This is a genomic window from Sphingomonas sp. 1F27F7B, assembly GCF_005503355.1.
Taxonomy (GTDB): domain Bacteria; phylum Pseudomonadota; class Alphaproteobacteria; order Sphingomonadales; family Sphingomonadaceae; genus Sphingomonas.
Genome location: NZ_SCMK01000004.1, coordinates 45,453 through 68,611, shown reverse-complemented (window position 1 = coordinate 68,611; position 23,159 = coordinate 45,453). Strand labels below are relative to the sequence as shown.

General features: G+C 67.0%; 25 protein-coding genes. 12 read left to right on the top strand and 13 right to left on the bottom strand.

Going from position 1 to position 23,159, the window contains the following annotated elements:
• Positions 1–42: 42 nt before the first annotated feature.
• The gene (phhA, locus tag FFS08_RS04960) at positions 43–912 is read right to left on the bottom strand and encodes a phenylalanine 4-monooxygenase (protein ID WP_137862669.1); all 870 of its coding nucleotides are present in this window, start codon (positions 910–912) and stop codon (positions 43–45) included.
• 50 nt (positions 913–962) lie between these two features.
• Here phhA and FFS08_RS04955 point away from each other — a divergent pair, with 50 nt between their 5' ends.
• Together FFS08_RS04955 and FFS08_RS04950 are read left to right on the top strand one after the other, a co-directional pair.
• Positions 963–1,592: a TIGR02117 family protein gene (locus FFS08_RS04955; protein WP_249341077.1), complete on the top strand. Its 630-nt coding sequence runs from the start codon at positions 963–965 to the stop codon at positions 1,590–1,592.
• A complete protein-coding gene (locus tag FFS08_RS04950) occupies positions 1,589–2,299 on the top strand; it encodes a lipase family alpha/beta hydrolase (RefSeq protein WP_249341078.1) in 711 nt (236 codons plus the stop codon). Before FFS08_RS04955 ends, FFS08_RS04950 begins: the two co-directional genes overlap by 4 nt.
• Here FFS08_RS04950 and FFS08_RS04945 read toward each other — a convergent pair.
• Genes FFS08_RS04945 through FFS08_RS04930 form a run of 4 tightly spaced genes read right to left on the bottom strand, consistent with a single transcriptional unit; the run spans position 2,296 to position 4,210 of the window.
• The gene (locus FFS08_RS04945; RefSeq protein ID WP_137862673.1) at positions 2,296–2,595 is read right to left on the bottom strand and encodes a putative quinol monooxygenase; all 300 of its coding nucleotides are present in this window, start codon (positions 2,593–2,595) and stop codon (positions 2,296–2,298) included. The two genes, FFS08_RS04950 and FFS08_RS04945, sit on opposite strands and share 4 nt — an antisense overlap.
• Positions 2,589–3,230: a hypothetical protein gene (locus FFS08_RS04940; RefSeq protein ID WP_137862675.1), complete on the bottom strand. Its 642-nt coding sequence runs from the start codon at positions 3,228–3,230 to the stop codon at positions 2,589–2,591. The genes FFS08_RS04945 and FFS08_RS04940 overlap by 7 nt, the downstream gene beginning before the upstream one ends.
• Positions 3,231–3,238: 8 nt before the next feature.
• Entirely contained in the window at positions 3,239–3,595 is a 357-nt protein-coding gene (locus FFS08_RS04935) for a GntR family transcriptional regulator (protein WP_137862677.1), read from the bottom strand.
• An 18-nt stretch (positions 3,596–3,613) separates the two neighbouring features.
• Positions 3,614–4,210, bottom strand: a complete 597-nt coding sequence (locus tag FFS08_RS04930; protein ID WP_137862678.1) for a nitroreductase family protein — start codon at positions 4,208–4,210, stop codon at positions 3,614–3,616.
• A gap of 129 nt (positions 4,211–4,339) precedes the next feature.
• Here FFS08_RS04930 and FFS08_RS04925 point away from each other — a divergent pair, with 129 nt between their 5' ends.
• The 3 genes from FFS08_RS04925 (at position 4,340) to FFS08_RS23970 (ending at position 7,353) form a co-directional block, all read left to right on the top strand.
• Complete coding sequence (locus FFS08_RS04925; protein WP_137862680.1) at positions 4,340–4,639, top strand: hypothetical protein; 300 nt, start codon at positions 4,340–4,342, stop codon at positions 4,637–4,639.
• A gap of 145 nt (positions 4,640–4,784) precedes the next feature.
• On the top strand, positions 4,785–6,593 hold the full coding sequence (locus FFS08_RS04920) for a peptide MFS transporter (RefSeq protein ID WP_137862681.1): 1,809 nt from the start codon (positions 4,785–4,787) through the stop codon (positions 6,591–6,593).
• A 559-nt stretch (positions 6,594–7,152) separates the two neighbouring features.
• Positions 7,153–7,353 carry an endonuclease domain-containing protein gene (locus FFS08_RS23970; protein ID WP_249341079.1) on the top strand — a complete coding sequence of 67 codons (201 nt, stop codon included), beginning with the start codon at positions 7,153–7,155 and terminating at the stop codon, positions 7,351–7,353.
• A 69-nt stretch (positions 7,354–7,422) separates the two neighbouring features.
• Here the strand turns inward: FFS08_RS23970 and FFS08_RS04910 are convergent, their stop codons facing one another.
• The 4 genes from FFS08_RS04910 to acs form a co-directional block, all read right to left on the bottom strand.
• A complete protein-coding gene (locus FFS08_RS04910; protein ID WP_137862683.1) occupies positions 7,423–8,094 on the bottom strand; it encodes a spermidine synthase in 672 nt (223 codons plus the stop codon).
• 226 nt (positions 8,095–8,320) lie between these two features.
• A complete protein-coding gene (locus FFS08_RS04905) occupies positions 8,321–10,357 on the bottom strand; it encodes a M13 family metallopeptidase (protein ID WP_249341080.1) in 2,037 nt (678 codons plus the stop codon).
• Between the two features lie 71 nt (positions 10,358–10,428).
• Positions 10,429–10,932 (bottom strand): O-acetyl-ADP-ribose deacetylase, encoded by a 504-nt coding sequence (locus FFS08_RS04900; protein WP_137862684.1) that lies wholly within the window; start codon positions 10,930–10,932, stop codon positions 10,429–10,431.
• The gene (acs, locus tag FFS08_RS04895) at positions 10,929–12,872 is read right to left on the bottom strand and encodes an acetate--CoA ligase (protein WP_137862686.1); all 1,944 of its coding nucleotides are present in this window, start codon (positions 12,870–12,872) and stop codon (positions 10,929–10,931) included. Before acs ends, FFS08_RS04900 begins: the two co-directional genes overlap by 4 nt.
• 158 nt (positions 12,873–13,030) lie before the next feature.
• Here acs and FFS08_RS04890 point away from each other — a divergent pair, with 158 nt between their 5' ends.
• From FFS08_RS04890 to FFS08_RS04875, 4 genes are read left to right on the top strand one after another with little or no spacing between them, the layout of a single operon-like run.
• Positions 13,031–14,506, top strand: a complete 1,476-nt coding sequence (locus tag FFS08_RS04890; RefSeq protein ID WP_137862688.1) for an efflux transporter outer membrane subunit — start codon at positions 13,031–13,033, stop codon at positions 14,504–14,506.
• Positions 14,496–15,935: an efflux RND transporter periplasmic adaptor subunit gene (locus FFS08_RS04885; RefSeq protein WP_137862690.1), complete on the top strand. Its 1,440-nt coding sequence runs from the start codon at positions 14,496–14,498 to the stop codon at positions 15,933–15,935. The genes FFS08_RS04890 and FFS08_RS04885 overlap by 11 nt, the downstream gene beginning before the upstream one ends.
• Positions 15,838–16,647, top strand: a complete 810-nt coding sequence (locus FFS08_RS04880; protein WP_137862691.1) for an ABC transporter ATP-binding protein — start codon at positions 15,838–15,840, stop codon at positions 16,645–16,647. The genes FFS08_RS04885 and FFS08_RS04880 overlap by 98 nt, the downstream gene beginning before the upstream one ends.
• Positions 16,647–17,855 (top strand): ABC transporter permease, encoded by a 1,209-nt coding sequence (locus tag FFS08_RS04875; protein ID WP_137862693.1) that lies wholly within the window; start codon positions 16,647–16,649, stop codon positions 17,853–17,855. The genes FFS08_RS04880 and FFS08_RS04875 overlap by 1 nt, the downstream gene beginning before the upstream one ends.
• Here the strand turns inward: FFS08_RS04875 and FFS08_RS04870 are convergent.
• On the bottom strand, positions 17,824–18,456 hold the full coding sequence (locus tag FFS08_RS04870; protein WP_137862695.1) for a nucleotidyltransferase family protein: 633 nt from the start codon (positions 18,454–18,456) through the stop codon (positions 17,824–17,826). The two genes, FFS08_RS04875 and FFS08_RS04870, sit on opposite strands and share 32 nt — an antisense overlap.
• Entirely contained in the window at positions 18,443–19,354 is a 912-nt protein-coding gene (locus FFS08_RS04865; protein WP_137862697.1) for an XdhC family protein, read from the bottom strand. Before FFS08_RS04865 ends, FFS08_RS04870 begins: the two co-directional genes overlap by 14 nt.
• Positions 19,355–19,454: 100 nt before the next feature.
• Between FFS08_RS04865 and FFS08_RS04860 the strand changes: the two genes are divergently transcribed.
• The 3 genes from FFS08_RS04860 (at position 19,455) to FFS08_RS04850 (ending at position 22,130) form a co-directional block, all read left to right on the top strand.
• Positions 19,455–20,492, top strand: coding sequence for a glycerophosphodiester phosphodiesterase (locus FFS08_RS04860; protein WP_502702011.1), 1,038 nt, complete (start codon positions 19,455–19,457; stop codon positions 20,490–20,492).
• A gap of 17 nt (positions 20,493–20,509) precedes the next feature.
• Entirely contained in the window at positions 20,510–20,806 is a 297-nt protein-coding gene (locus FFS08_RS04855) for a hypothetical protein (RefSeq protein ID WP_137862699.1), read from the top strand.
• A gap of 661 nt (positions 20,807–21,467) precedes the next feature.
• Positions 21,468–22,130: a ferredoxin gene (locus FFS08_RS04850; protein ID WP_137862701.1), complete on the top strand. Its 663-nt coding sequence runs from the start codon at positions 21,468–21,470 to the stop codon at positions 22,128–22,130.
• 297 nt (positions 22,131–22,427) lie between these two features.
• On the opposite strand, the gene FFS08_RS04845 is transcribed toward FFS08_RS04850, so the two are convergent.
• Positions 22,428–22,757, bottom strand: a complete 330-nt coding sequence (locus FFS08_RS04845) for an antibiotic biosynthesis monooxygenase family protein (protein ID WP_137862703.1) — start codon at positions 22,755–22,757, stop codon at positions 22,428–22,430.
• Entirely contained in the window at positions 22,754–23,083 is a 330-nt protein-coding gene (locus tag FFS08_RS04840) for an NIPSNAP family protein (RefSeq protein WP_137862705.1), read from the bottom strand. Before FFS08_RS04840 ends, FFS08_RS04845 begins: the two co-directional genes overlap by 4 nt.
• Between the last annotated feature and the right edge of the window lie 76 nt (positions 23,084–23,159).

Below are 23,159 nucleotides of genomic sequence, written 5' to 3'. Positions count from 1 at the left end.
CCTGCGCAAGCCATCCCTCCCGATCGCAAATGTCGGTCGGGCCTAGGGGGCTTTCGATCGTGCATATTCCTGCGTGCCGCGGGTGATCACCTCATCCCCCGGCAGGATCTCCGCGATCGGAATGTCCGGCTGGGCGAGGATCTCCTCGTAGAGCGGCGCGAAATCGGTCTCCGCCGTGGCGCGCAGCAGATCGGCATAGCCCGGGATGACGAAATAGTTCTGCTGGAAGTCGTCGATCCGATAATCGGTGCGCATCACGCGCTTCAGGTCGAAACCGATCCGATTGGGGCTGTCGCTCTCCAGCGCGAACACGCTCTCGGCGAAGGACGAGACGATGCCGGCGCCGTAAATGCGCAGATCGTCATCCTCGCGGATCAGCCCGAACTCCACCGTGTACCAGTAGAGCCGGCCGAGCTGCTTCAGCGCGCCGAGTTCCAGCGCGCGGTTGCCGCCGCGGCCATAGGCCTCGAGATAATCGGCGAACACCGGGTCCGCGAGCATCGGCACATGGCCGAACACGTCGTGGAAGACGTCGGGCTCCTGGATATAGTCGAGCTGGTCGGGCCGGCGGATGAAGTTGCCGGCGACGAAGCGGCGATTGGCCATGTGATCGAAGAACACGTCGTCGGGCACCAGCCCGGGCACCGCCACCACCTGCCAGCCGGTGAGCTTCATCAGCCGCTCGCTCAGCTCCTCGAAATTCGGAATGCCCGATTCGGAAAGGCGCAGCGCGTCGAGGCCCTTCAGATATGCCTTGCTCGCGCGGCCCGGCAGCAGCTTCGCCTGCCGGGCATAGAGCTTGTCCCAAACGCCATGTTCCTCGGCGGTATAGGCCTGCCAGTTCTGCGGGATCGTCCAGTCGGCCGATGCACCCTCGGGCGGGCGATCGAGCACATGCGTGTCTTGAGCCATGAAAATAGCATAGCATGCGATGGTGCAGGTGCGAAATGGGGGATGGTCGGTTGCGGGTTCTGGGACGACTGATCGGATCGCTGCTGGTGGCGGTGATCCTCTATTTCGCCGCTGCGGCACTGGGCGCGGGGCTGGCGGTCAACAGCGGGCGCGAGCCGCCCGCCACGGGCGTGCGCATCTATGTCGCCGACAATGGCGCACACACCGATCTCGTCCTGCCCGCCGCTGCCTTTCGCGACATCGCCCGGCCAGAGCATCTGGCCGATCCCCGCTATGGCGCCGAGCCCTATCTCGCCTTCGGCTGGGGCAATCGTGATTTCTATCTCCACACCGCCCGGTGGCGCGACATCAACCTGTGGCGCACCGCCAAGGCAATGGCCGGCGCGGGATCGACCGTGCTCCACGTCGAGCATGTGCCCGAGCCGCGCGCGGACGGATCGGTGCGCGCGGTGCTGCTCCGGCCCGAGGAATATCGCCGGCTGGTCGCCTATGTCCGCGGCACCTTCGCCGCCGGGCCGGTGGTGCGCGGCTATGACACGCGCGACGCCTTCTATTCGGCGAGGGGCGGCTATAGCGCGATCCGCACCTGCAACGAGTGGACGGGCGGGGGCCTGCGCGCGGCGGGCGTGCGGATGGGCGTCTGGACGCCGCTGCCCTGGGGCGTGATGCTGTGGATATGATCCCCCGCACCGCCGCCGCGCCGCCGCCGCACCTCGCCCTTGCGATGGAGCCGGCCCGCGCCGCGCTGACTGTGGCCGAGCTCGCGCGTTTCCGCATCGCCGGGCTCCCCCGGGGCGACGGCCGCCCGGTGCTGGTCTCCCCGGGGCTGTGCAACACCGATCGTTCCAACTTCGTGTTGCGCGCGGTGCTGCGACGCCTGGGTTATCGCCCCTATCCCTGGCGGCTCGGCCGCAATTTCGGTGTGCGTACGGTGGGGCCCGAATGCGAGGAGCTGATCGCCCGCGTCGAGGAAATCTGCCGCGAGACTGGCGAGCAGGTCACGCTGGTGGGCGTCTCGCTCGGCGGGGTCATGAGCCGCATCGTCGCGCATCGCCGTCCCGACCTGGTGCGCGCGGTGCTCACGATCAGCGCGCCCTTTGCCGGCCCGCCCAGCGCCACCAATGTCTGGCGCCCGTTCCAGCTGCTCACCGGCGAGAAGATCGCCGATCCGGCGGTCGTCCGGCGGCTGGAAGAAGCGGCGCGCCCGCTGCCCATGCCGTCCGCGGCGATCTGGAGCCGCAGCGACGGGTTCGTGAACGGCCTGATCTGCCGCGAGCGCGAAGGCGCCGCCTGCCGCGCGGTGGAAGTGCGCAGCGGCCATCTGCTCGTCCAGATGAAGCCGCAGGTGCTCCGCGCGGTGGCGGAGATATTGCGAGGCTGGGCCTAGATCGGCGTGCCGCCATCCGCCTCGAACCGCATCAGGTCGCGCGCGCCGATGCCGAGCGCCGGCCAGGCAGCGCGCCATTCCCGGATGTGCGGGCTGGTCCCATGCGCCGCCAGCGAGCCATGGTCCGCCCAATGCTCGGTCACATGGATCAGCCCGGGATCGAGCACGTCCTCGCCATAGCTGTAGTGCAGGCAGCCGGGCTCTGCGCGACTCGCCGAGACCATCGCCGCCATCGCCGGCCGCGCGGCGTCGAGATTGGCGGCGGCCAGGCGGAAGGTGCCGGTGATGATCAGCATGGAAATCGCTCCGTCGCGGTGCGCGGCCAGGTGAGGACCAGGAGCATGGCGGCAACGAGATGGCTGGCGAGGATCACCACCGGCACGCCGTTCCACGCCGGATCGGCGGGCAGCAGCGCGCCCATCGCCATGCGCTTGAAGAGCAGGTCCCACAGCAGCGGCAGCACCAGCAGCGCCGCGAAGCCCGCCGGCCGGTGCCGCCGGGGCAGGCGGCGCCAGGCGAGCACCAGCGGCGGCAGCGCGAGCGCCATCGTGGCCGCCACCATCGCGGGAAAGGCGAGGGCCTCGCCGAACAGCGCCCTGCCGATGATTCGCTCGTCGCCCCCGCCCGTCGCCACGGTGACGATCCGCGCGAGCGGCAGGTTGGCGAAGATCAGGAACAGGCCCAGCGGCCCGCGCAGCGCCATCCCGGCATAGATCAGCAGCCAGCTCAGTATCGGTCCGGCCAGCGCCGCGAGCCAGGCGGCCGAATCCGGGCAGGCTTCGGGCAAGGTGAAAGTGGCCAGCGCCATGCCGCCCCAGGCGCCGCAGACGATGCGGCCGGTCAGGTGATGGGCGAGTTCATGGGCGCCGAGGCAGAGCCACGAAAGCGCGGCGATAAACGGCAGCGCGCGGGCGCCGGGCCAGCGGGCCATCGTCCGGTTCAGGCGGTTTCGCGGTCGAGCAATTCCCGGGCATCGAGGCCGAGCAGTGCGATATGCTCCTTCACCCGCGGCCAATAGCCGGTGAGGAAGCGCTCGCGCTCGGCGATGCGCAGCTTCTCCACCGCGCCCGGCAGCACGAACATACCGACGCCGCGACGCACCTCGACATAGCCGTCGTCCTGGAAGCTCTGATAGGCCTTGGCCACCGTCAGCGGATTGGCGCCATGCTCGGCCGCCAGCGCGCGCACCGACGGAAGCTGATCCCCTGCCCGGTATTGCCCGCGCAGGATCGCCGCGGCGATGCTGGCGCGCAGCTTGAGGTAGACCGGGCTGTCCTCGTGCTCTAGCGCTGTCATGCTGCTATAATACACCAATCAGGCGTCGGGTCCATACCCCGGATTCCACCTATGTGCGATTTCGGACAGTGTCGGGCGGGGACGCTCTTCCAGCGGCAGGGCGGGGGTGCCGATGAAGACGAATCCGGCGATCGTCTGCGGCGCTTCGCCGAACAGGTCGCGCACGGCGTCCGAATAGGCGGCCCAGCCGGTCAGCCAGCCGCCGGCGAAGCCCATGGCGTGCGCGGCGTGGAGCAGGTTCATGCAGGCCGCGCCCGCGGAGAGCTGCTGTTCCCATACCGGGATCTTGTGCGGCACCACCGGGGCGGAAAGCACCACCACCAGCGCCGGCGCCTGGGTGGCGAACTGGATCGCCGCCTCCTCGTCGCGTGCGGTGCAGTCCGCCCTTTCGTTGCGCAGGATCGCCGCGAGCCGCTCGCCCAGCGCGGCCCGCGCCGTCTCGGGCACGATCACGAAGCGCCAGGGGAAGAGCTTGCCGTGATCCGGCGTGCGCGCGGCGATCTCGATCATCGCGTCGAGCTGTTCCGGGGTGGGCCCCGGCCCGGCCATGTCGCGCGGCTTGCCCGAGCGGCGGGTGCGGAGATGGGCGAGCAGCGAGGAAGCGTCGTTGAGCATGGCGCGCATCTAGGGAGCGGCGGGCGGCGGCGCAAACCGCGCCATCGCGGACCAGAAAGGATTCGACTGCGCAACGATGAAGATGCTCAGATCGTCGCCCACAGGAACCGGTCCGGGAGTCTCGCGGTCATGTCTCACGAATACGAAGAAGCCTCGAAGGATATGCATGGCGAGGAAGCGAAGGCGCATGCGCTCGGCGCCAGCATGAACGTGATACGCAGCGTGAGCTGGGGCCAGGGCACGAGCGGAACGCTCAACGTCGCCACCGCGCTGACCCGCCCCTGTTCGAGCTTCGTGGCCTCGGGCATCATGTTCCAGATTCAGACGACGGTCGGCGCCACTTCGTTCCCCTTCACCTATCACGGCCCGAGGACGCGCACCGTGCTTCAGCAGATCCTCCGGCCGGGCACGAACATCGTGCTCCAATGAGCGCGGACCCGCGGTTCAAGGGGTAAGGGCGCCGACGGGCCGGTGCCGCACCGCGCATGCTTTACAGCGGCTTCATTCCGTCTAGTTTGGCCGCCCATGCGCCGGGCCCGGAGCCCGGAACCGATATCAAAGGGCAATAAACCGCATGGTCGACACTCCAACCGCCGATAGTCCGGCAGAGCCGGACATCACCCACGTCAATCCCGCTGCGGAGAAGACGTGGTTCGGGCACCCCCGCCAGCTGGCGCGCATGTTCACCACCGAGATGTGGGAGCGCTTCGGCTATTACGGGATGCGCGCGCTGCTGACGCTCTATCTCACGCAGCATTTCATGTTCGGCGATCGCGAGGCGACCGGCCTCTATGGCGGCTATACCGCTCTCGTCTATCTCACCCCGCTGATCGGCGGCTATCTGGCCGATCAGTATCTGGGCTCGAAGCGCGCAGTGAAGTTCGGCGCGATCATCATGTCGCTCGGCTATCTGATCCTCTGCTTCGGCGGCCCCACCGCCAAGCCCCATGCGACGATCGACGGCCAGCGCTACGAAGTGTCGATCGGCAAGTCGGCAGAGGGCAAGGAAGTCCGCTACGTCGTCGTCGGCAACGGTGCCGAGGTGAAGAAGCTCGAGATCAAGGGCAATGACGACGGCACTGTCGATCTGCTCGATGCCGGCGCGGTCGCGCGCAAGGTCGAGAAGGGCAAGTTCGAATCCGGCGCGGACCGCAACCCCTTCTACGTGATGGTGATGCTGATCGCGCTGTCGATGGTGTCGGTGGGCAACGGCTTCTTCAAGCCGAACATCTCCACCATGGTCGGCGAGCTCTACGAGCAGGGTGACCGACGACGCGACAGCGGCTTCACCATCTTCTATATGGGCATCAACACCGGTTCGCTCTTCTCGCAGATCCTCTGCCCCTGGCTTGCCGTGGCCTATGGCTGGAGCTGGGGCTTCGGCCTCGCCGCGATCGGCATGATGATCTCGTGGTCGCTGATCCAGTTCAACGGCGGCAAGCTCGACGGCTATGGCGAGCCCCCGGCCAAGCCCGGCGTGAATTCGCAGCAATGGATCATCTATGCGGTGGCTCTCTGCGTCGTGCCGCTCTTCTACCTGCTCTATGTCAACCTGATGCATTCCACCGCGCCCGCCGCGGGTTCGGGCTTCATCGGCTATGTCGTGTCGTTGCCGCTGATGGGCAAGCTGCTGTTCGGCTCGTTCCTGCTCGGCGTGCCGGCGATCCTGATCTGGTCGTTCTTCGCGGGCAGCCGCACCGAGTTCCAGATGATGCTGGCGGCGATGGTGCTGATCGTCTTCAACGTCGTGTTCTGGACGTTGTTCGAACAGGCGGGCTCGTCGCTCACATTGTTCGCGGATCGCAACACCAACCTGTCGGTCTTCGGGCTCTTCACCATCACCGCGGGCCAGACCCAGTTCTTCAACGCGGCCTTCATCGTGCTGCTCGCGCCGTTCATGTCGATGCTGTGGACCGCGCTGTCGAAGCGCGGGCTCGAGCCGTCGATCCCCGTCAAGTTCGGCATCGCGCTGATCGGCGTGGCGGCGGGCTTCCTGCTGCTCGTCTGGGGCGCTGCCTATGCCGACACCAATTTCCAGGTGGGCATCTGGTGGCTGGCCGGCCTCTATTTCATCCACTCCTTCGCCGAGCTCTGCATCTCGCCGGTGGGCCTGTCGATGATCACCAAGCTGTCGATCGCACGCGTGGTCGGGCTGATGATGGGCGTGTGGTTCCTGTCGATCTCGGTGGCGCAATATGTCGCCGGCGTGATCGCGCAGTTCGCCAGCGTCGACACGGTCGGCGGCCAGGTGACCAATCTCAAGGTGAGCCTCGACACCTATGTGGGCGTGTTCACGACGATCTCGATCGCCGCGATCATCCTCGGCGTGCTGCTGCTGCTGCTCAGCTGGCCGCTGAAATATTGGATGCACGGCGTGAAATGACCGCTGCGCCTTCCGCGCAAACGAAAAGGGGGAGCGTCGCCGCTCCCCCTTTTTGCGTCTGGCGGTGTCGCCGGATCAGGCGGCGAGGCGCAGCTCGACCTGCGCGTCGGCGGCAGCGCGCGGCGCCGTGGCCGGCAGCGTGACTTCGCGGCGAGCGGCAAGGAAGAGCGAGATAAGCGAGAACATCGTGAAACCCTCATTCGTGCATGCTTTGCTGCAACGCAACATGACGGGAAATGGGTTGAAGATGCATTTGCCGCAACTGCAATGAATTGGGGTGCCGGTTGCGGAATGTGCAATCATATTCCCAGCGGCGGCGCCTTTTTCTATCCTCCCCCGCAAGGGGGAGGTGGCGCGCGCAAGCGCGACGGAGGGGGAGGTAAGCGATGCGCCTGGAAGGATCACGGGACGGCAGGCGTAACGCCAAGCATCTGCGCGAACGGATGACGCCTCCCGAAATCGGCCTCTGGCTCGCGCTGCGCAAGAACCCGCATGGCCGCGCTTTCGCAAGCAGCATGCGGCCGGCCCCTATGTCCTCGACTTCTATTGCGCGCCCGCGATGCTTGCGATCGAAGTGGATGGCGAAGCGCATGCGCGCGGCGACCGCCCCGCGCGCGACGCCACCCGCGATGCCTGGCTAGCGGAGCAAGGGGTGAAAGTGCTGCGCTATCCCGCAAGCGAAGTGCTGGGCAATCTCGAAGGCGTCGTCAGCCAGATACTGGCCGTCGCAGTCAGGCGTCGGGAGGCCTTCGCAGGCTGATCGCCGTCCGCCCCCTCCGTCGCGCTGCGCGCGCCACCTCCCCCTGGCGGGGGAGGATTCAATGGACGCCTACCGCTTCCGCCCGAACCAGATCACGTGGCGCGGGCCCTTGCCGTTGCTGCGCGCGCGCACTGCGACTTCCTCGACCTGGAATCCGGTATCCTTCAGCCGGCGGGCAAAGGCGTTGTCGGGCGCGGCGGACCAGACGGCGAGAATGCCGCCCGGCTTGAGCGCCTCCCATTGCTTCTGCAGCCCGCGCGGCGAATAGAGCCGGTCGTTGGCGTCACGGGTCAGCCCGTCTGGACCGTTGTCGACATCGAGCAGGATCGCGTCATAGGTCGCGCGCGCCCGGCCGATGACTGCCGCGACGTCGTCCAGCACGACCGCGACGCGGGGATCGTCGAGGCAGCCCGCGGCCAGCTCGGCCATCGGCCCCTTCGCCCATGCGATGATCTCGGGCACCAGCTCGGCGACGGTCAGCTGCGCGTCCGGACCCAGCGCCGCCTGGGCCGCGCGCAAGGTGAAGCCCATGCCATATCCGCCGATCAGCAGATGCGGCGCCGAATTGTCGAGCCGCTCGCAGCTCATCACCGCCAGCGCTTCCTCCGAGCCGCTCATCCGGCTCGACATCAGCTCGTTGCGATCCAGCACGATCATGAAGTCGCGCCCGCGGCGGAACAGCCGCAGCGCCTCGCCCCCGCCGGGGACGATCGCAGTGTCGATGAGTTCGCGTGGGGTCATGCGCCCCTTTGCCGCGCCCGGCCATGCGGTTGCAATGCAGGATTTCGTCTGATTGGCGGCCGGGCGGGTGCATTGTCCGGTCGCTCCCTGAAGCCGTTCGAGAAATAGGATCGCGCCCGTGCACGACCTTCGCGACTTTTGCCCCAGTCGCCGAAGGCGCGGCGCAGGAAACGAAAGCGGCCCGGCATCGCTGCCGGGCCGCATCGTATCGCGCGAGGCGAAAGGCTTACCAGATGTGCACGCGCTGCGCGGGTGCGAGGTAGAGCTTGTCGTTCGGCTGGATGTTGAACGCCTTGTACCAGGCATCGACGTTGCGGACGATGCCGTTGACACGGAACATGGCCGGCGAATGCGGATCGGTCAGCGCCAGCTGGCGGGCGGTGTCCTCGCGCAGCTTGGTCTGCCAGGCCTGGGCATAGGCGAGGAAGAAGCGCTGGTCGCCGGTCAGGCCGCCGATCACCGGCGCCTTGCCATGCTCGGCCTGGTACTTCTGGAACGCGCCATAGGCCGCCTCCACGCCACCCAGGTCGCCGATATTCTCGCCCAGCGTCAGCTTGCCCTGCACCTTGGTGCCGGGAACGGCCTCATAGCCGTCATACTGGGCGACAAGCGCGGCGGTGCGCTCGCCGAACGCCTTCTTGGCGCCGTCGGTCCACCAGTTCTCGAACTTGCCGGTCGGGCCGAACTGGCTGCCCTGGTCGTCGAAGCCATGGCCCATCTCATGGCCGATGATCGCGCCGATCGCGCCATAGTTCACCGCCGGATCGGCATTGGGATCGAAAAAGGGCGGCTGCAGGATCGCGGCCGGGAAAGTGATCTGGTTGGACAGCGGGTTGTAATAGGCGTTCACCGTCTGCGGCGTCATGTTCCACAGCGTGCGGTCGACCGGCTTGGGGAAACGCGACAGCTCGAGCTGATGCTCGAACTCGCCGGCGCGCATCGCATTGCCGAGCAGGTCGCCGCGCTCCACCTTGAACGACGAGTAATCGATATATTTGTCGGGGTGGCCGATGCGCGGCTCGAAGGCGGCCAGCTTGGTCAGCGCCTTCTGCTTGGTCGCCTCGTCCATCCAGGTCGAGGCGGTGATGCGGTCCTTATAGGCGCCGCGGAGATTCTCGATCAGCTCCGCCATCTGCTTCTCGGAGGCCGGCGGATAATATTTCGAGACGTAGATCGCACCGACTGCTTCGCCCAGCGCGCCGTTGACCAGCTGCACGCCGCGCTTCCAGCGCTCGCGCTGCACCTTCACGCCGGAAAGGGTCTGCGAATAGAAGCCGAAGCGCGTGTCGTCGAAGGCCTTGGGCAGGAACTGCGCGTGATCGCTGACGAAGCGATAGGCGAGATAGTCCTTCCACGCCTGGAGCGGGGTGGCGACCATCAGCTTGCCGAGCGCGGTGACGGCAGTGTTCTGCGTCATCAGCACCTTGGGCGAGCTTTCCAGGCCGGCGGTCTTGAGCATCAGCGCCCAGTTGAAGTCCGGCGCCTTGGCCTTGAGCCCGGCGAGCGTCTGCGGATCGTTGAGCTTGGCGATGTCGCGGCTTTCGGCCGGCGACCACTGGACCTTGGCCATCGCCGTCTCGAGCGCGACGATCGCATCGGCCTTGGCCGCGGCGTTCGGGATGCCCGCCAGTTCCTGGATCTTCTGGACATAGGCGCGATAGGCGGTGCGGAACGCGTCGTACTTGGCGCCTTCCAGCAGATAATAGTCGCGGGGCATGCCCAGGCCGGCCTGGCCGGTCACCGCAGTGTAATGCGTCGGGTCGGCAAGGTCGGGGATGATCCCCAGTTCGACCGGCGAGGCATAGCCGACGGTCGCGAACAGCACCTGCAGCGCGTCGAGGTCCTTCACGCCGTCGATCCTGGCGAGATAGGGCTTGAGCGGCGCGGTGCCGAGCTTCTCGATGCCGGCCTCGTCCATCCAGCTGGCATAGAAGTCGCCGACCTGCTTGCCGCTGGCGCCATAGGCCGACGGGTTCTTGGCCATGTCGTCGAGGATCGCGCGGACGTTCGCTTCGGCTTCGATCGAAAGCAGGGTGCCGAAGCCGGCCGAGGCGCGGTCGGCGGCGATCTCGACGCGGTCGTTCCAGCCGCCATTGGCGTACATCCAGAAGTCGTCACCGGGCTTCACGCTCGGCTTCTGCGCGGTCAGGTCGACGCCGAAGCTGCCATAGCGCGGCGTCGGCTTGGCAGTCTGCGCCATCGCCGGCGAAACGGCGAGCAGCGCCACGCCGGCGGTGAGACGCACCATGTTGCGGATATTCATCTGTGTACCCCCGAAAGAACTGTATTAGCGAAGTGTAACGCCGGGTAGTTACACTCGCAACGGGATTCGGGTCATAATTCGTGTTTGTAGGCGGCGGTGGTCTCGGCGCCGAAGGTGGCGAAGATCACCTCGAGTTCGGGGTCCCCGGCCAGCGCCCTGCGGGCCTCGGCCATCGCTATCCTGGTCGCGGGCTCGATCGGATAGCCATAGACGCCGCAGCTGATCGCCGGGAAGGCGAGCGTGCGCAAGCCGTTGGTGCGGGCGATCTCGAAGCAGCGGCGATAGCAGCTGGCGAGCAGCGCGGGCTCGCCTTCGCCGCCGCCCCGCCAGACCGGGCCGACGGTGTGGATCACATAGGCGGCGGGCAGCCGATAGCCGCGGGTCAGCTTGGCGTCCCCGGTCGCGCAGCCCCCCAGCGTGCGGCACTCGGCGAGCAGCTCCGGCCCGGCGGCGCGGTGGATGGCCCCGTCCACGCCGCCGCCGCCGAGCAGCGAGTTCTTCGCCGCGTTGACGATCGCATCCACGTTGAGGCGAGTGATGTCCCCCTCGACGATCCGGATGCGATCCTCGCTCATCCCACGCGGTTCCTGACGAGATCGTCGACCACCGAAGGATCGGCGAGCGTCGAAGTGTCGCCCAGCGACGAGACGTCGCCTTCGGCGATCTTGCGCAGGATGCGGCGCATGATCTTGCCGGAGCGGGTCTTGGGCAGGCCGGGGGCGAACTGGAGCGCATCGGGCGCGGCGATCGGGCCGATCTCGGTGCGGACCCATTTGATCAGCTCGGCGCGCAGCGCATCGTCGGCGGCGCAGTTCGCGTTGAGCGTGACATAGGCATAGATGCCCTGGCCCTTGATGTCGTGCGGCATGCCGACCACCGCGGCCTCGGCGACCTTGGGGTGGAGCACCAGCGCGCTCTCCACCTCGGCGGTGCCCATGCGGTGGCCCGAGACGTTGATCACGTCGTCGACCCGGCCGGTGATCCAGTAATAGCCGTCCTGATCGCGCCGGCAGCCGTCGCCGGTGAAATATTTGCCGCGATAAGTGGTGAAATAGGTCTGGAAGAAGCGGGCATGATCGCCCCAGACCGTGCGCATCTGCCCCGGCCAGCTGCGCGCGATGACCAAATTCCCCTCGGTCGCCCCATGCAGGATCGTGCCCTCGCCGTCGACGATCTGCGGATCGACGCCGGGGAAGGGCCTGGTCGCCGAGCCGGGCTTGAGCGGAGTGGCGCCCGGCAGCGGCGTGATCATGTGGCCGCCGGTCTCGGTCTGCCACCAGGTGTCGACGATCGGGCAGCGGCCCTCGCCGACCACATCGTAATACCAGCGCCAGGCCTCGGGGTTGATCGGCTCGCCCACCGTGCCGAGCAGGCGCAGCGACCGGCGCGAGGTCTTGGCGACGAATGCGTCGCCCTCGCGCATCAGCGCGCGCAGCGCCGTGGGGGCGGTGTAGAGGATCTCGACCTGATGGCGGTCGACCACCTGCCAGATGCGGCTGGCGTCGGGCCAGTTGGGGACGCCTTCGAACATCAGCGTGGTGCCGCCATTGGCGAGCGGGCCGTAGACGATGTAGCTGTGGCCGGTGACCCAGCCAATATCGGCCGCGCACCAATAGACCTGGCCGGGACGATAGTCGAACACCAGCTCGTGCGTCAGGCTCGCCCAGAGCAGATAGCCGCCCGAGGAATGGAGCACGCCCTTGGGCTTGCCGGTCGAGCCCGAGGTGTAGAGGATGAACAGCGGGTCCTCGGCGCCCATCGGCTCGGCCGGGCAGTCGGCCGGCACCTCCGCGGCGGCTTCGTGATACCAGACGTCGCGGCCTGCCTGCATCGGCACGTCGCCGCCGGTCGCCCGCACCACGATGACCTTTTCCAGGCAGCGGACATGCGTCGCGGCGGCATCGACATTGGTCTTGAGCGGCACTCTCTTGCCGCCGCGCCGGCCCTCGTCTGCAGTGACGACGACGGCGGAATCGCAATCGGTGATGCGGCCCGCCAGGGCTTCCGGCGAAAAGCCGCCGAACACCACCGAATGGATCGCCCCGATCCGCGCGCAGGCCAGCAGGGCGAACGCCGCCTCCGGGATCATCGGCATATAGATGGTCACTCGGTCGCCCTTGCGGACGCCCTGGGCCTTCAGCACGTTCGCGAAGCGGCACACCTCGGCATGGAGCTGGCGATAGGTGTAGCGGCGCGGCTCCTCGCCGGGCTCGTCCGGTTCCCAGAGGATCGCGACTGTGTCGCCGCGCTTCGCCAGATGCCGGTCGATGCAGTTCGCGGCGACGTTGAGCTTGCCGTCCGCGAACCAGTTGATGCGGAAATCCGCTTCCTCGAACGACCAGTCCCCGGCGATCTCGGGGCGCTTGATCCAGTCGAGCCGGCGCGCCTGCTCGAGCCAGAAGCTGCCCGGATCGGCCAGGCTCATGCCGTAGAGCTTCTCATAGCCGTCGGCATCCACCCGGGCGTTCTGCGCCCAGCTTTCCGGCACGGGATGGACGCTGACGGTATCGCTCATCGCTACGGGCTCCTAATCTTATCGGGGGCCTCTCTGCCCAAGCGCGCGCGCCGCGCCAAGCGCAGAATATGTTTCTCCGCATGATCCGGCATGGACCACGACAGGTTGCGACAATATTCTTCTGGAACCGAAACGGCTTCGGAAACATCTAGAGTGACATGGCCAATCGTCCGCTGACCCTGAGCATCCCGCTTGCCTTGTCGTTGTCCGCCTGTGCGGCGGGTCCGGACTATCATCCGCGCCCCGCGTCCGAGCTGGGCGTGCCGGACAGCTGGTCGGTCTCCGCCGAGCAGAAGTCCCGGGAAGACCTGAGCCAATGGTGGACCCGGTTCGACGATCCGATGCTGACCAACCTGGTGCAGCGTGCCCAGGCGGCGAATCTGGACGTGGCCCAGGCCGCCACGCGGCTGCGCCAGGCACGCGAATCGCTCGTCCAGCAGCGCGCCAGCCTGTTCCCCAGCCTCAGCGTCTCGGGCGGCGTGTCGCGCAGCGAGCCATTGCGCGGCGGCGCCAGCACCACGACGCTGCCCGACGGCACGGTGACGAGCTTCTCGCAGGGCGGCTCGACTAGCTTCTCGCTCGGCGCCGATGCGAATTATCAGGTCGACCTGTTCGGCGGGGTGCGCCGCGGAGTGGAAGGAGCGCGGGCGTCCTATGCGGCCAGCGGATATGATCTTGCGACCGTGCTGATCTCCGCGGAGGCCGAGACGGCGCGCAACTATGTGCTGGCGCGGGTGGCGCAGGCGCAGATCGCCAATGCGCGCGACAGCCTGAGGATCGCGGACGACAACCTCCAGATCGCCGGCTGGCGCCTGCAGGCGGGTCTCGTCTCCTCGCTCGACCAGGAACAGGCGCGGGCGAGCCGGGCGCAGCTCGCCGCGTCGATCCCGACGCTGGAAGCGAGCTACAACAGCTATGTCTCGCGCCTGGGCGTGCTGACCGGCCAGGCGCCGGGCGCGCTCAAGGCCGAGATGGAAGCGGTCAAGCCGATTCCCACGGGGCCCGCGAGCGTCGCTGCCGGCATCCCGGCCGACACGCTGCGCCAGCGGCCGGACGTGCGCGCGGCCGAGCGCAATCTCGCCGCCGCCACCGCGAACATCGGCGTCGCCGCCGCGCAGCTCTATCCCCAGCTGTCGATCGGCGGCAGCATCGATGCAGGCAGCACCGCGCTCGCTTCGATCTTCGACGTGATCACCGGCCGCCTCTTCGCCAACATCGCCCAGACGCTCTTCGACGGCGGCCGCCGCGCCAGCCAGGTCCGTTCGGCCGAAGCCGCCGCGGACGGTGCGTTCCTCGCCTATAAGTCGACCGTGCTGACCAGCCTCGAGGATATCGAGAACGCGATCGTCGCGCTGCAGACCGCGCAGCGCCGGCAGCAGGAATTCGCGGTCGCGCTGGAAGCGTCGAGCAATCAGGCGCTGCTGGCGCGCATGCAATATCGCTCGGGCCTCACCGATTTCACCACGCTCAACCAGGCCGAATCCGCGCTGATCTCTGCGCGGAACGGCGTTGTCTCGGCGCGGTCTGACGAAGCGACGGCGCTGATCCAGCTCTACCAGGCGCTGGGCGGCGGCTGGGACGCGAGCACCACCCCCACCGTTCCCACGACAGGCGGCATCGCGAATGGCAACTGATCCCAACCAGAATCTCGACGCCTTTCTGGGCACGCCGCCGCGCCCCTGGTGGCGGCGCTGGCTCAAATGGGGCCTGATCGGTCTCGGCGTCCTGCTGGTGGTCCTGCTCCTTTGGCATTTCCTAGGCAGCAGCAACGAGGTCAAATACGCGACCGACGATGTCGAGCGCGGCAACCTGACCGTCACGGTTTCGGCCACCGGCAAGCTGGCGCCGACCAACCAGGTGACCGTCGGCTCGCAGCTATCGGGGCAGGTCGTGAAGGTGCTGGTCGACGTCAACGACCGAGTCACGGCCGGCCAGCCGCTGGCGCTGATCGATCCTTCCCAGTTCGACGATCAGGTCAGGCAGGCCGAGGCGACGCTTGCTGCGAACGTCGCGGCCGTGGGCCAGGCGCGGGCGACGCTGGAGCAGAACAACGCCACGCTGGCGCGGTTCCAGGAAGTCAGCCGGCTCTCCGGCGGCAAGGTGCCGGCCAAGACGGAAATGGACGGCGCGATCGGCGATCGCAATCGCGCACTGGCCAATCTGAACGCAGCCAATGCCAATGTGACCTCGGCCCGCGCCCAACTGTCCTCGGCGCAGACGCAGCGGACGCGCGCGATCATCCGCTCGCCGGTGACCGGCGTGATCCTGGCGCGCCAGGTCGATCCCGGCCAGACGGTCGCGGCCTCGTTCAACACCCCGACGCTGTTCGTGATCGCGCAGGACCTGTCGCAGATGAAGCTGGAAGTGGCGATCGACGAGGCCGATGTGGGCCAGGTCCGCCAGGGGCAGGATGCGACCTTCACCGTCGATGCGTTCCCGGGCAAGACCTTCCCGGCGAAGATCACCCGGGTCGAGGTCGGCTCCAACCTGTCGGTGCAGGATGCGAGCTCCTCGACCACGAGCACCAGCACGACGGCGAACCAGGTGGTGTCCTATGCCGCCGATCTCTCGGTCTCCAATGCCGATGAGCAACTGCGCCCCGGCATGACCGCGACTGCCGACATCGTGACGATGTCGCGCCAGAACGTGCTGCTCGTGCCGAACGCGGCGCTGCGCTTCACGCCGGCCGCGGCTCCCCAGGGCACTGGCGGGGCGAGCACGAAGGGCGGCATCGCCGGCGCGCTGGTTCCCAGCCGCCCGCGGCGCGGCGGCGGCAACAGCAGCGGCGGGCAGCAGAAGACGGCAACCGGCGACCGTGCCGGCGAGCGGAGCGTCTATATCCTCGGCGCGGACGGCAAGCCGCAGGAGGTGCCGGTCACTACCGGCAGCACCGACGGCACGGTGACCGAGATCACCGGCGGCAATCTGAAGCCGGGGGACAAGGTCATCACCGGGCAGCTTGCCAATGGCAGCTCGGGCCAGCGCCGATCGGGCGGGCAAAGGCGGCAGGGCGGGAGCGGCCAGGGCGGCAGCGGTGCCGGAGGCCAGCGTGGCGGACAATGATCCGCCGCTGATCCGCCTGCGCGGAGTCACCAAGAGCTATGGCGAAGGAGCGACGCTGTTCCAGGCGCTGAAAGGCATCGACCTCGACATCCAGGCCGGTGACTTCGTCGCAGTCATGGGGCCGTCGGGCTCGGGCAAGTCGACGACGATGAACATCCTGGGTTGTCTCGACGTGCCTTCGAGCGGCGAGTTCCTGTTCAAGGGCGTGCATGTCGAGAAGCTGGAGCGCGACCAGCGCGCGCTGCTGCGGCGCAAATATCTCGGCTTCGTCTTCCAGGGCTTCAACCTGCTCGCCCGCACCAGCGCGCTCGAGAATGTCGAGCTGCCCCTGCTCTATCGCGGCGACGCCAAGCAGCAGCGCCGCGAGACGGCGATGGCGGCGCTCGACAAGGTCGGGCTCAAGCAATGGTGGGATCATACCCCCGCCGAACTCTCCGGCGGCCAGCAGCAGCGCGTCGCCATCGCCAGGGCGATCGTCACCAATCCCGATGTGCTGCTCGCCGACGAGCCTACCGGCAATCTAGATTCGGAGCGCTCGGTGGAGATCATGGAGCTGCTCACCGATCTCAACAAGACCAGCGGCATCACCGTGCTGATGGTCACCCACGAGCCTGACATGGCGGCGTTCGCGCACACCATCGTCCATTTCAAGGACGGGCTGGTCGAGCGGATCGAAGACCAGCATCGCCAGGGCGAGGCGGTGGGGCACTGATGTTCGGCACCACCTTCATCCTCGCGATCCGTTCGATCCTGCGCCACAAGCTGCGTTCGTTCCTGACGACGCTCGGCATCATCATCGGCGTGGCGGCGGTCGTCACCATGGTCACGCTCGGCAAGGCGACCACTGCGGCGGTGCAGCAGCAGATCTCGGCGCTCGGCACCAACATCCTCCAGATCCGTCCGGGCCAGGGCTTCGGCCGCGGCGGCGGCGGCCCGCGCCCGCCCGATTTCAAGGCGGACGACGTCACTGCGATCCGCGACCAGGTCGCCGGCGTCACTGCGGTCGCGCCCCAGGCGCAGACCACCGCGACCGTGATCTACAACGGCGCCAACTGGTCGACGACGGTCAACGGCACCACCAACGCCTATTTCCAGGTCCAGCCCTGGCCGCTGGTCGAGGGCCGCTACTGGACGCGGCCGGAGGAACAGGCGGGCAAGGCGGTGTGCATCATCGGCACGACGATCCGGACCAACCTGTTCCGCGGCGGCAGCGCGGTGGGGGGACGAATCCGTGTCAACGGCATCTCGTGCGACGTGATCGGCGTGCTGCAGACGCGCGGCCAGGCCGGGTTTGGCGGAGACCAGGACGATGTCATCATCATGCCGATCAAGCAGGTGCAGCGCCGCTTCACCGGCAATTCCGACCTGCGCCTGATGCTGGTCGGCACCGATCCCGATTATGACAGCGCCCAGGTCCAGTCGTCGATCACCGACCTTCTGCGCGAGCGCCGCAACATCACCGGGGGCAAGGATGTCGACTTCAACATCTTCGACACGGCCCAGATCAGCCAGGCATTGACCAGCACCACCACGCTGCTCACCCAGATCGTCGCGGCGGTGGCGATGATCAGCCTGATCGTCGGCGGCATCGGCATCATGAACATCATGCTGGTGTCGGTGACGGAGCGGACGCGCGAGATCGGCATCCGGCTCGCCATCGGCGCGGTGGCGAGCGAAGTGCTGATGCAGTTCCTGGTCGAGGCCGTGGTGCTCTCGATGCTGGGCGGCGTCATCGGCCTGCTGATCGCGCAGTTCGCCGTGGCGCTGATGTCGTGGCTGGGCTCGCTGCCGTTCCTGTTCGACGTGCAGATCAACGTGATCGCCTTTGCGATCTCGGCGATCATCGGCGTGGTGTTCGGCTATTTCCCGGCGCGGCGCGCGGCGAGCCTCAATCCGATCGACGCGCTTCGTCACGAGTGACGGGTGCGGGTGGCAGGCCGTCGGTACGCAGGCCGTAGCGCTCTCGCAGCGCGCGCAGATCGGCCTGGGTGTCGATGTCGACCAGCTCGGAAGGCGGGGCGATGACGTGGTGCCCGCGCATGATCAGCTCGCGCGCGCCATGATCCCCTTCCAGCTGCATCAGCGCCGGGAACTGGTCCTTGCCGAACAGGGCCGGCGGCATCGGCTGCACCCCGTCGGAAGAGGCGACGATCGTCGCCGGGCCGTCGGCGGCGTCCATCAGCCGGTGGACATGCGCGGCAGTGACGCGCGGCATGTCGGCCAGTGCGACGAGCACTGCCTCGCAGCCCAGCGCCTGCGCCACGCCGAAGCCGAGCGAGTGCGCCTGGCCGAGTGCGGGATCGGGGTTCTCGACCACGTCATAGCCCAGGGCGGCGAAATCGAGCGCGGTGCCGGACACCACGGCGATCCGCGCACGGAAGGGGACGCGCTCGAGCGCCGTCACCACATGATAGGCGAGCGGTTTGTCGAGGAACGGCTCGGCAAGCTTGTCACCGTCGTTGAAGCGGCGCGAGCGGCCGGCGGCGAGCAGGACAAGGGCGGTCTGGTCAGGCGTGATCATGGAGGGTCTTCACCATGGCTGCGGCAATGGAGAGGGCGATCTCGGCGGGGCCGACCGCACCGATGGCGAGGCCGGCGGGTCCCTCGATACGTGCGAGATCGGCGGGCGCGACCCCGGCGGCGGCGAGCCGTTCGAGGCGTGCGGCGTGACTGCGGCGCGAACCCAGCGCGGCGACATAGCCCGTCGGGAAACCTAGCGCCGCAGCCAGCGCCGCGTCGTCGATCTTGGGGTCGTGGCTCAGCGTCACCACGGCCGTGGCCGGATCGGGACGCAGGGTTGCCACGGCTTCGTCTGGCCAGCGGTCGTCGAGCATTACGCCGGGGAAACGCTCGGGCGTCAAAAATCTCCCGCGCGGATCGATGACATATGTGCGGATGCCGATCTCGCGGGCGAGGCCGGCGAGCGACTGGGCGATCTGCACGGCGCCTATGATCAGCAGCCGGCGCGGCGGCTCGTAACGGTTGCGGAACCCGCCCGTGCCCGGTGCCGAGCGACCCGTGGCGAGATCGGTGCCGACGTCGAGGGGCTCGCCCCGGCCGCGCGCGGCGTCGATCGCGTCGAACAGGGCAGGGGGGAAGCCCTCTTCGCAGACGGGCTGGACGAGCACCGAAATCTCCCCGCCGCAGGGCAGGCCCACTTCCCAGGCCGCCGGATCGGCGACGCCATAATGTTTCACCATTGCGGGCGCGCCGGCGATCACTTCGGCGGCGGCCTGGAGGATGTCGGTTTCCACGCAGCCGCCCGAGACCGAGCCTTCGAACCGCCCGTCCTGGTGAACGAGCATATGGCTTCCGGGCGGCCGGGGCGCCGATCCCCAGGTCGAGACGACGGTGGCCAGCGCCAGCCGCGCGCCCTTCCAGGCCCGGGCCGCCGCAAGCACGCTGTCGTTATCCGCCATATCGCCTCGTAACCGTCACATCCGGAGCCTAGGCCCGATTTCGTAGCGAAGGGAGAGTTTCGTGACGAGATCGCTGATTGCCGCGCTGACGCTGATGACGATGGTGCCGGGCGTCGCGTTGGGGCAGGATCATGCCATGCATGGGAAAGCCGACAAGGTCATCGTCATCGCGCATCGCGGCGCTTCGGGCGAGCGCCCCGAGCACACGCTGCTTTCGTATCGGCGCGCGATCGAGCAGGGCGCCGATTTCATCGAGCCCGATCTGGTGCCGACCAAGGACGGCGTGCTCGTCGCCCGGCACGAGAACAACATCGCCGATACCACCGATGTGGCGGATCATCCCGAGTTCGCGGCGCGCAAGACGACCAAGACGATCGACGGCGAGAAACTCACCGGCTGGTTCACCGAGGATTTCACGCTCGCCGAGCTGAAGACGCTGCGCGCCAAGGAGCGGCTGCCCAAGATCCGCCCGGGCAACACCAAATATGACGGCCAGGCCGAGATTCCGACGCTCGACGAAGTGATCGCGCTCGCCAAGAAGGGCTCGCGGGAGACGGGGCGGACGATCGGCATCTATCCCGAGACCAAGCATCCGACCTATTTCGCCTCGATCGGCCTGCCGCTCGAGCAACGGCTGGTCGACAAGCTCAAGGCGGCCGGCTGGGACCGCGCCGATGCGCCGGTGTTCATCCAGTCGTTCGAGGTGGACAATCTCAAGAAGCTGAAGACGATGACCAAGGTGCGGCTGATCCAGCTGATGGCGGTGAACGGCGGCCCGGCGGACGGCGCGCAGCCCAGCTACAAGGCGATGGCCACGTCCGAAGGGCTGAAGGCGGTGGCCGCCTATGCCTATGGCATCGGGCCCGAACTGACGATGATCCAGCCGGCTTCCGGCCCGGCGACCACGCTGGTCGCCGATGCGCATGCCGTGGGGCTCAAGCTTCATCCCTGGACGTTCCGGGCGGAGAACTTCTTCCTCCTGCCGGACTACCGCTCTGGCGCAAATCCGGTCGACCATGGTCGATTGAAGGATGAAATCCTGTATTTCATCGGGCTCGGCGTGGACGGTTTCTTCACCGATTTCCCCCATATCGGCGTCGATGCGCGGGATATGGCGGCGGGGCCGCGCGCGCACTAGGGGGGATGAGGGTTTTCATGCGCAAGTTTCTGGTTCCGATCTGTGCCGCGCTGCCATTGCTGACCGGCGGCTGCATCGCCAAGACCGTGGTCGATGTCGCTACCATGCCGGTGAAGGCGGGGGCGAAGGTGGTCGACTGGTCGACGACGAGCCAGGACGAGGCCGATCGCAACTATGGCCGCAAGATGCGCGAGCAGGAAGCGCGCGAGGGCAAGGAACTGCGCAAGCTCTGCAAGAAGCATCCCGAGGACGAGCGTTGCGCGCGCGGCGACAACGGCTTTCGGGCCGAACCCGGCGGCAACCGCTACAACTAGACCGCTACAACTAGAATGTACGATATCCGGGATCGGATTGCTTCCGGGCATGTGGCCGGGGCAATTGGGCTCGGTTCGTCTCCGACAGCGTGACGCCGGGCGACTCGCGAAAATTAGGCCGTAGACTCATAAAGCGGCCTGGCGGCTTCCGTCCCAGTTGCGGACGTGCGAGTTGATCGTATCATTAATCGATGCGCCGGCAGATTGTCATTAACGTCACGCTTGCAACATGCTTTCTCGCTAGTTGTCAGCGTGCGTCAGAACATCCTGAGGTGGCGTTCCGCCACTGCATGCGCGACCAAGCAGTAAAGCTGGGCAAGCAACCCACTTTCGCTGAGGCCCAACAGTTTGCCAGAAACTGCGATGATCTTGCGATCGAAGCCGCGAAAGCAGCCGTATCTTCCGGATCGGCTGCCAACCTGCGAGATGGCAAGGCACGTGTCGTGGAAAGTTATGTCTGTGCTTACAGCCACGACGGTACTCGCTGCCCCCAGTAATGTGACCGGAACGGCAGCTTTCCACCCAATCCCGGCCGCTTGGCCGGGCAATGACCAGTCCCGGAACGGCCAGGCAGCCTACGCCCCAATAGCTGAGATTCCGGGCGCAGCCCAGAAGCCGCGATACGGTAGCCTCACTAAGCAAGGCCGATTATCGTAAACGCATGAAAACGTTGCCGCCACCTGCGTATGCCGCCATCTCCGACGAAGGCGATTTCTATGTTGAACCGGACTGTTGCCTCTTGTGCGGCGTGCCCGAGGGTATCGCGCCCGAGGTGTTCCAGACTGGTGAGGATTACTGCTTCGTCAAGCGGCAGCCCAGCTCGCAAGACGAAGTCGACAGAACCATACGGGCAATGTGGTCGAGCGAGGTCGACTGTATCCGATATCGTGGTCATGAAGCAGCGCTGCTCGACAGACTGGCGCGAGCGGGCATGACCGATCAGGCTGACTATCCGCATACGCCAGACTCACCGCCCGCTCTTCGAGATCGCGTGATCTTCAGCATGCCTGTGGGCATCAACCCTCCAACCTCCGCGTCACAGATTGCCAACGACCTCCGCACCTACCTTCGAGCAAGTGGCAAGAAAGTGCTGCCCCCGCTGCTTGGTCGGCGAACTGTTTGGGTGTCGTGGATTCAGAACCAATTCCATCGCGTGCACCTCATCGATGACGGTGCTGGAAGGTTCGTTGTTCATTTGCGGTCCGGCATCGCACTTCAAGGGCTCGCATGGCTTGTAGATGACTGGCTTCGCGCAACGGGAGCAGAGGGCATCCGCTGGGAGACAACGGGCGATCCGACATCAGCGAGTGCCACCCCGATGTGACGATGCGACGACCCGCAATGCCGACGGCAGCTTTCCACCCAATGTCTGCCGTTCAACCCTCGTGCCGACAGTGATCGTTCATGAGTCTAAGACCTAGTGAAAGTTCGAGCCGGCAGCAGGTATCGCGGCGTCAGATTTGGGACGCTTTGCGGGAACGCGCGGCATCTCGCAACTTCCTTGCGCAAGCGTGATCCTATCTTTCCTATGGCGTCAAGGAGCGTCCGGGCGACCAGCCCGACCGCGCGAGTCAGGCAGGCGCATCCTGCGTTGCAAGGCGTCTCGCACGGCAGAATGGCGCTAGCTTCCATCCGATGCCTGCGCCCGGTCGTTCTTCCCATAGTCGCGCATCACGGCGGCGACTCTGATCCGATAGTCGCGGAAGATCGCCATGCGCCCTTCCGCTTGCGCCATCCGATGCGGGCCGAAGCCGCGCCAGGCGGCGATCGCGGCCTCGTCGCGCCACCAGGAGAGCGACAGCAGCTTGCCCGGCTCGGACAGACTCTCGAAGCGCTCGATGCCCAGGAAGCCGTCGATCGCGTCCAGCTCCGGACGGAGCGCAGCGGCGATGTCGAGATAGCGGTCGTGCCCGGCCTGGTTCGGCCACGCCTCGAACAGCACCGCGATCATGGCCGCACCAGCGGCGCGTGCGGCGCGGACAGCCGGCGGAGGAATATCCGATCCTCGCGCCGGATGAACCTTTCGCGGGCGGCGAAATCATAGTTGGCGCGGCCGGCCGGATCGTCGCGCAGCCGACCCCGATAGGCTTCGTAGGCAGCCAGCGATTCGATGTCGTAGATGCCATAGGCGGTGGTCGCGGAGCCTTCGGCCGGGCCGAAATAGCCGATCAGGTCGGCGCCGCAGCGCGGGATCGCCTGGCCCCAGTTCCGGGCATATTCGGCGAATGCCTCCATCCCGAAGGGCTCGATCTCGTAGCGAATGAAGCAGGTCAGCATGGGATTTCCTCCATGACGATGCCTCTGCCACCGCGGTGCCGCGCGATGCTTCGGCCGGCGCCGTAGCATCGCCCCC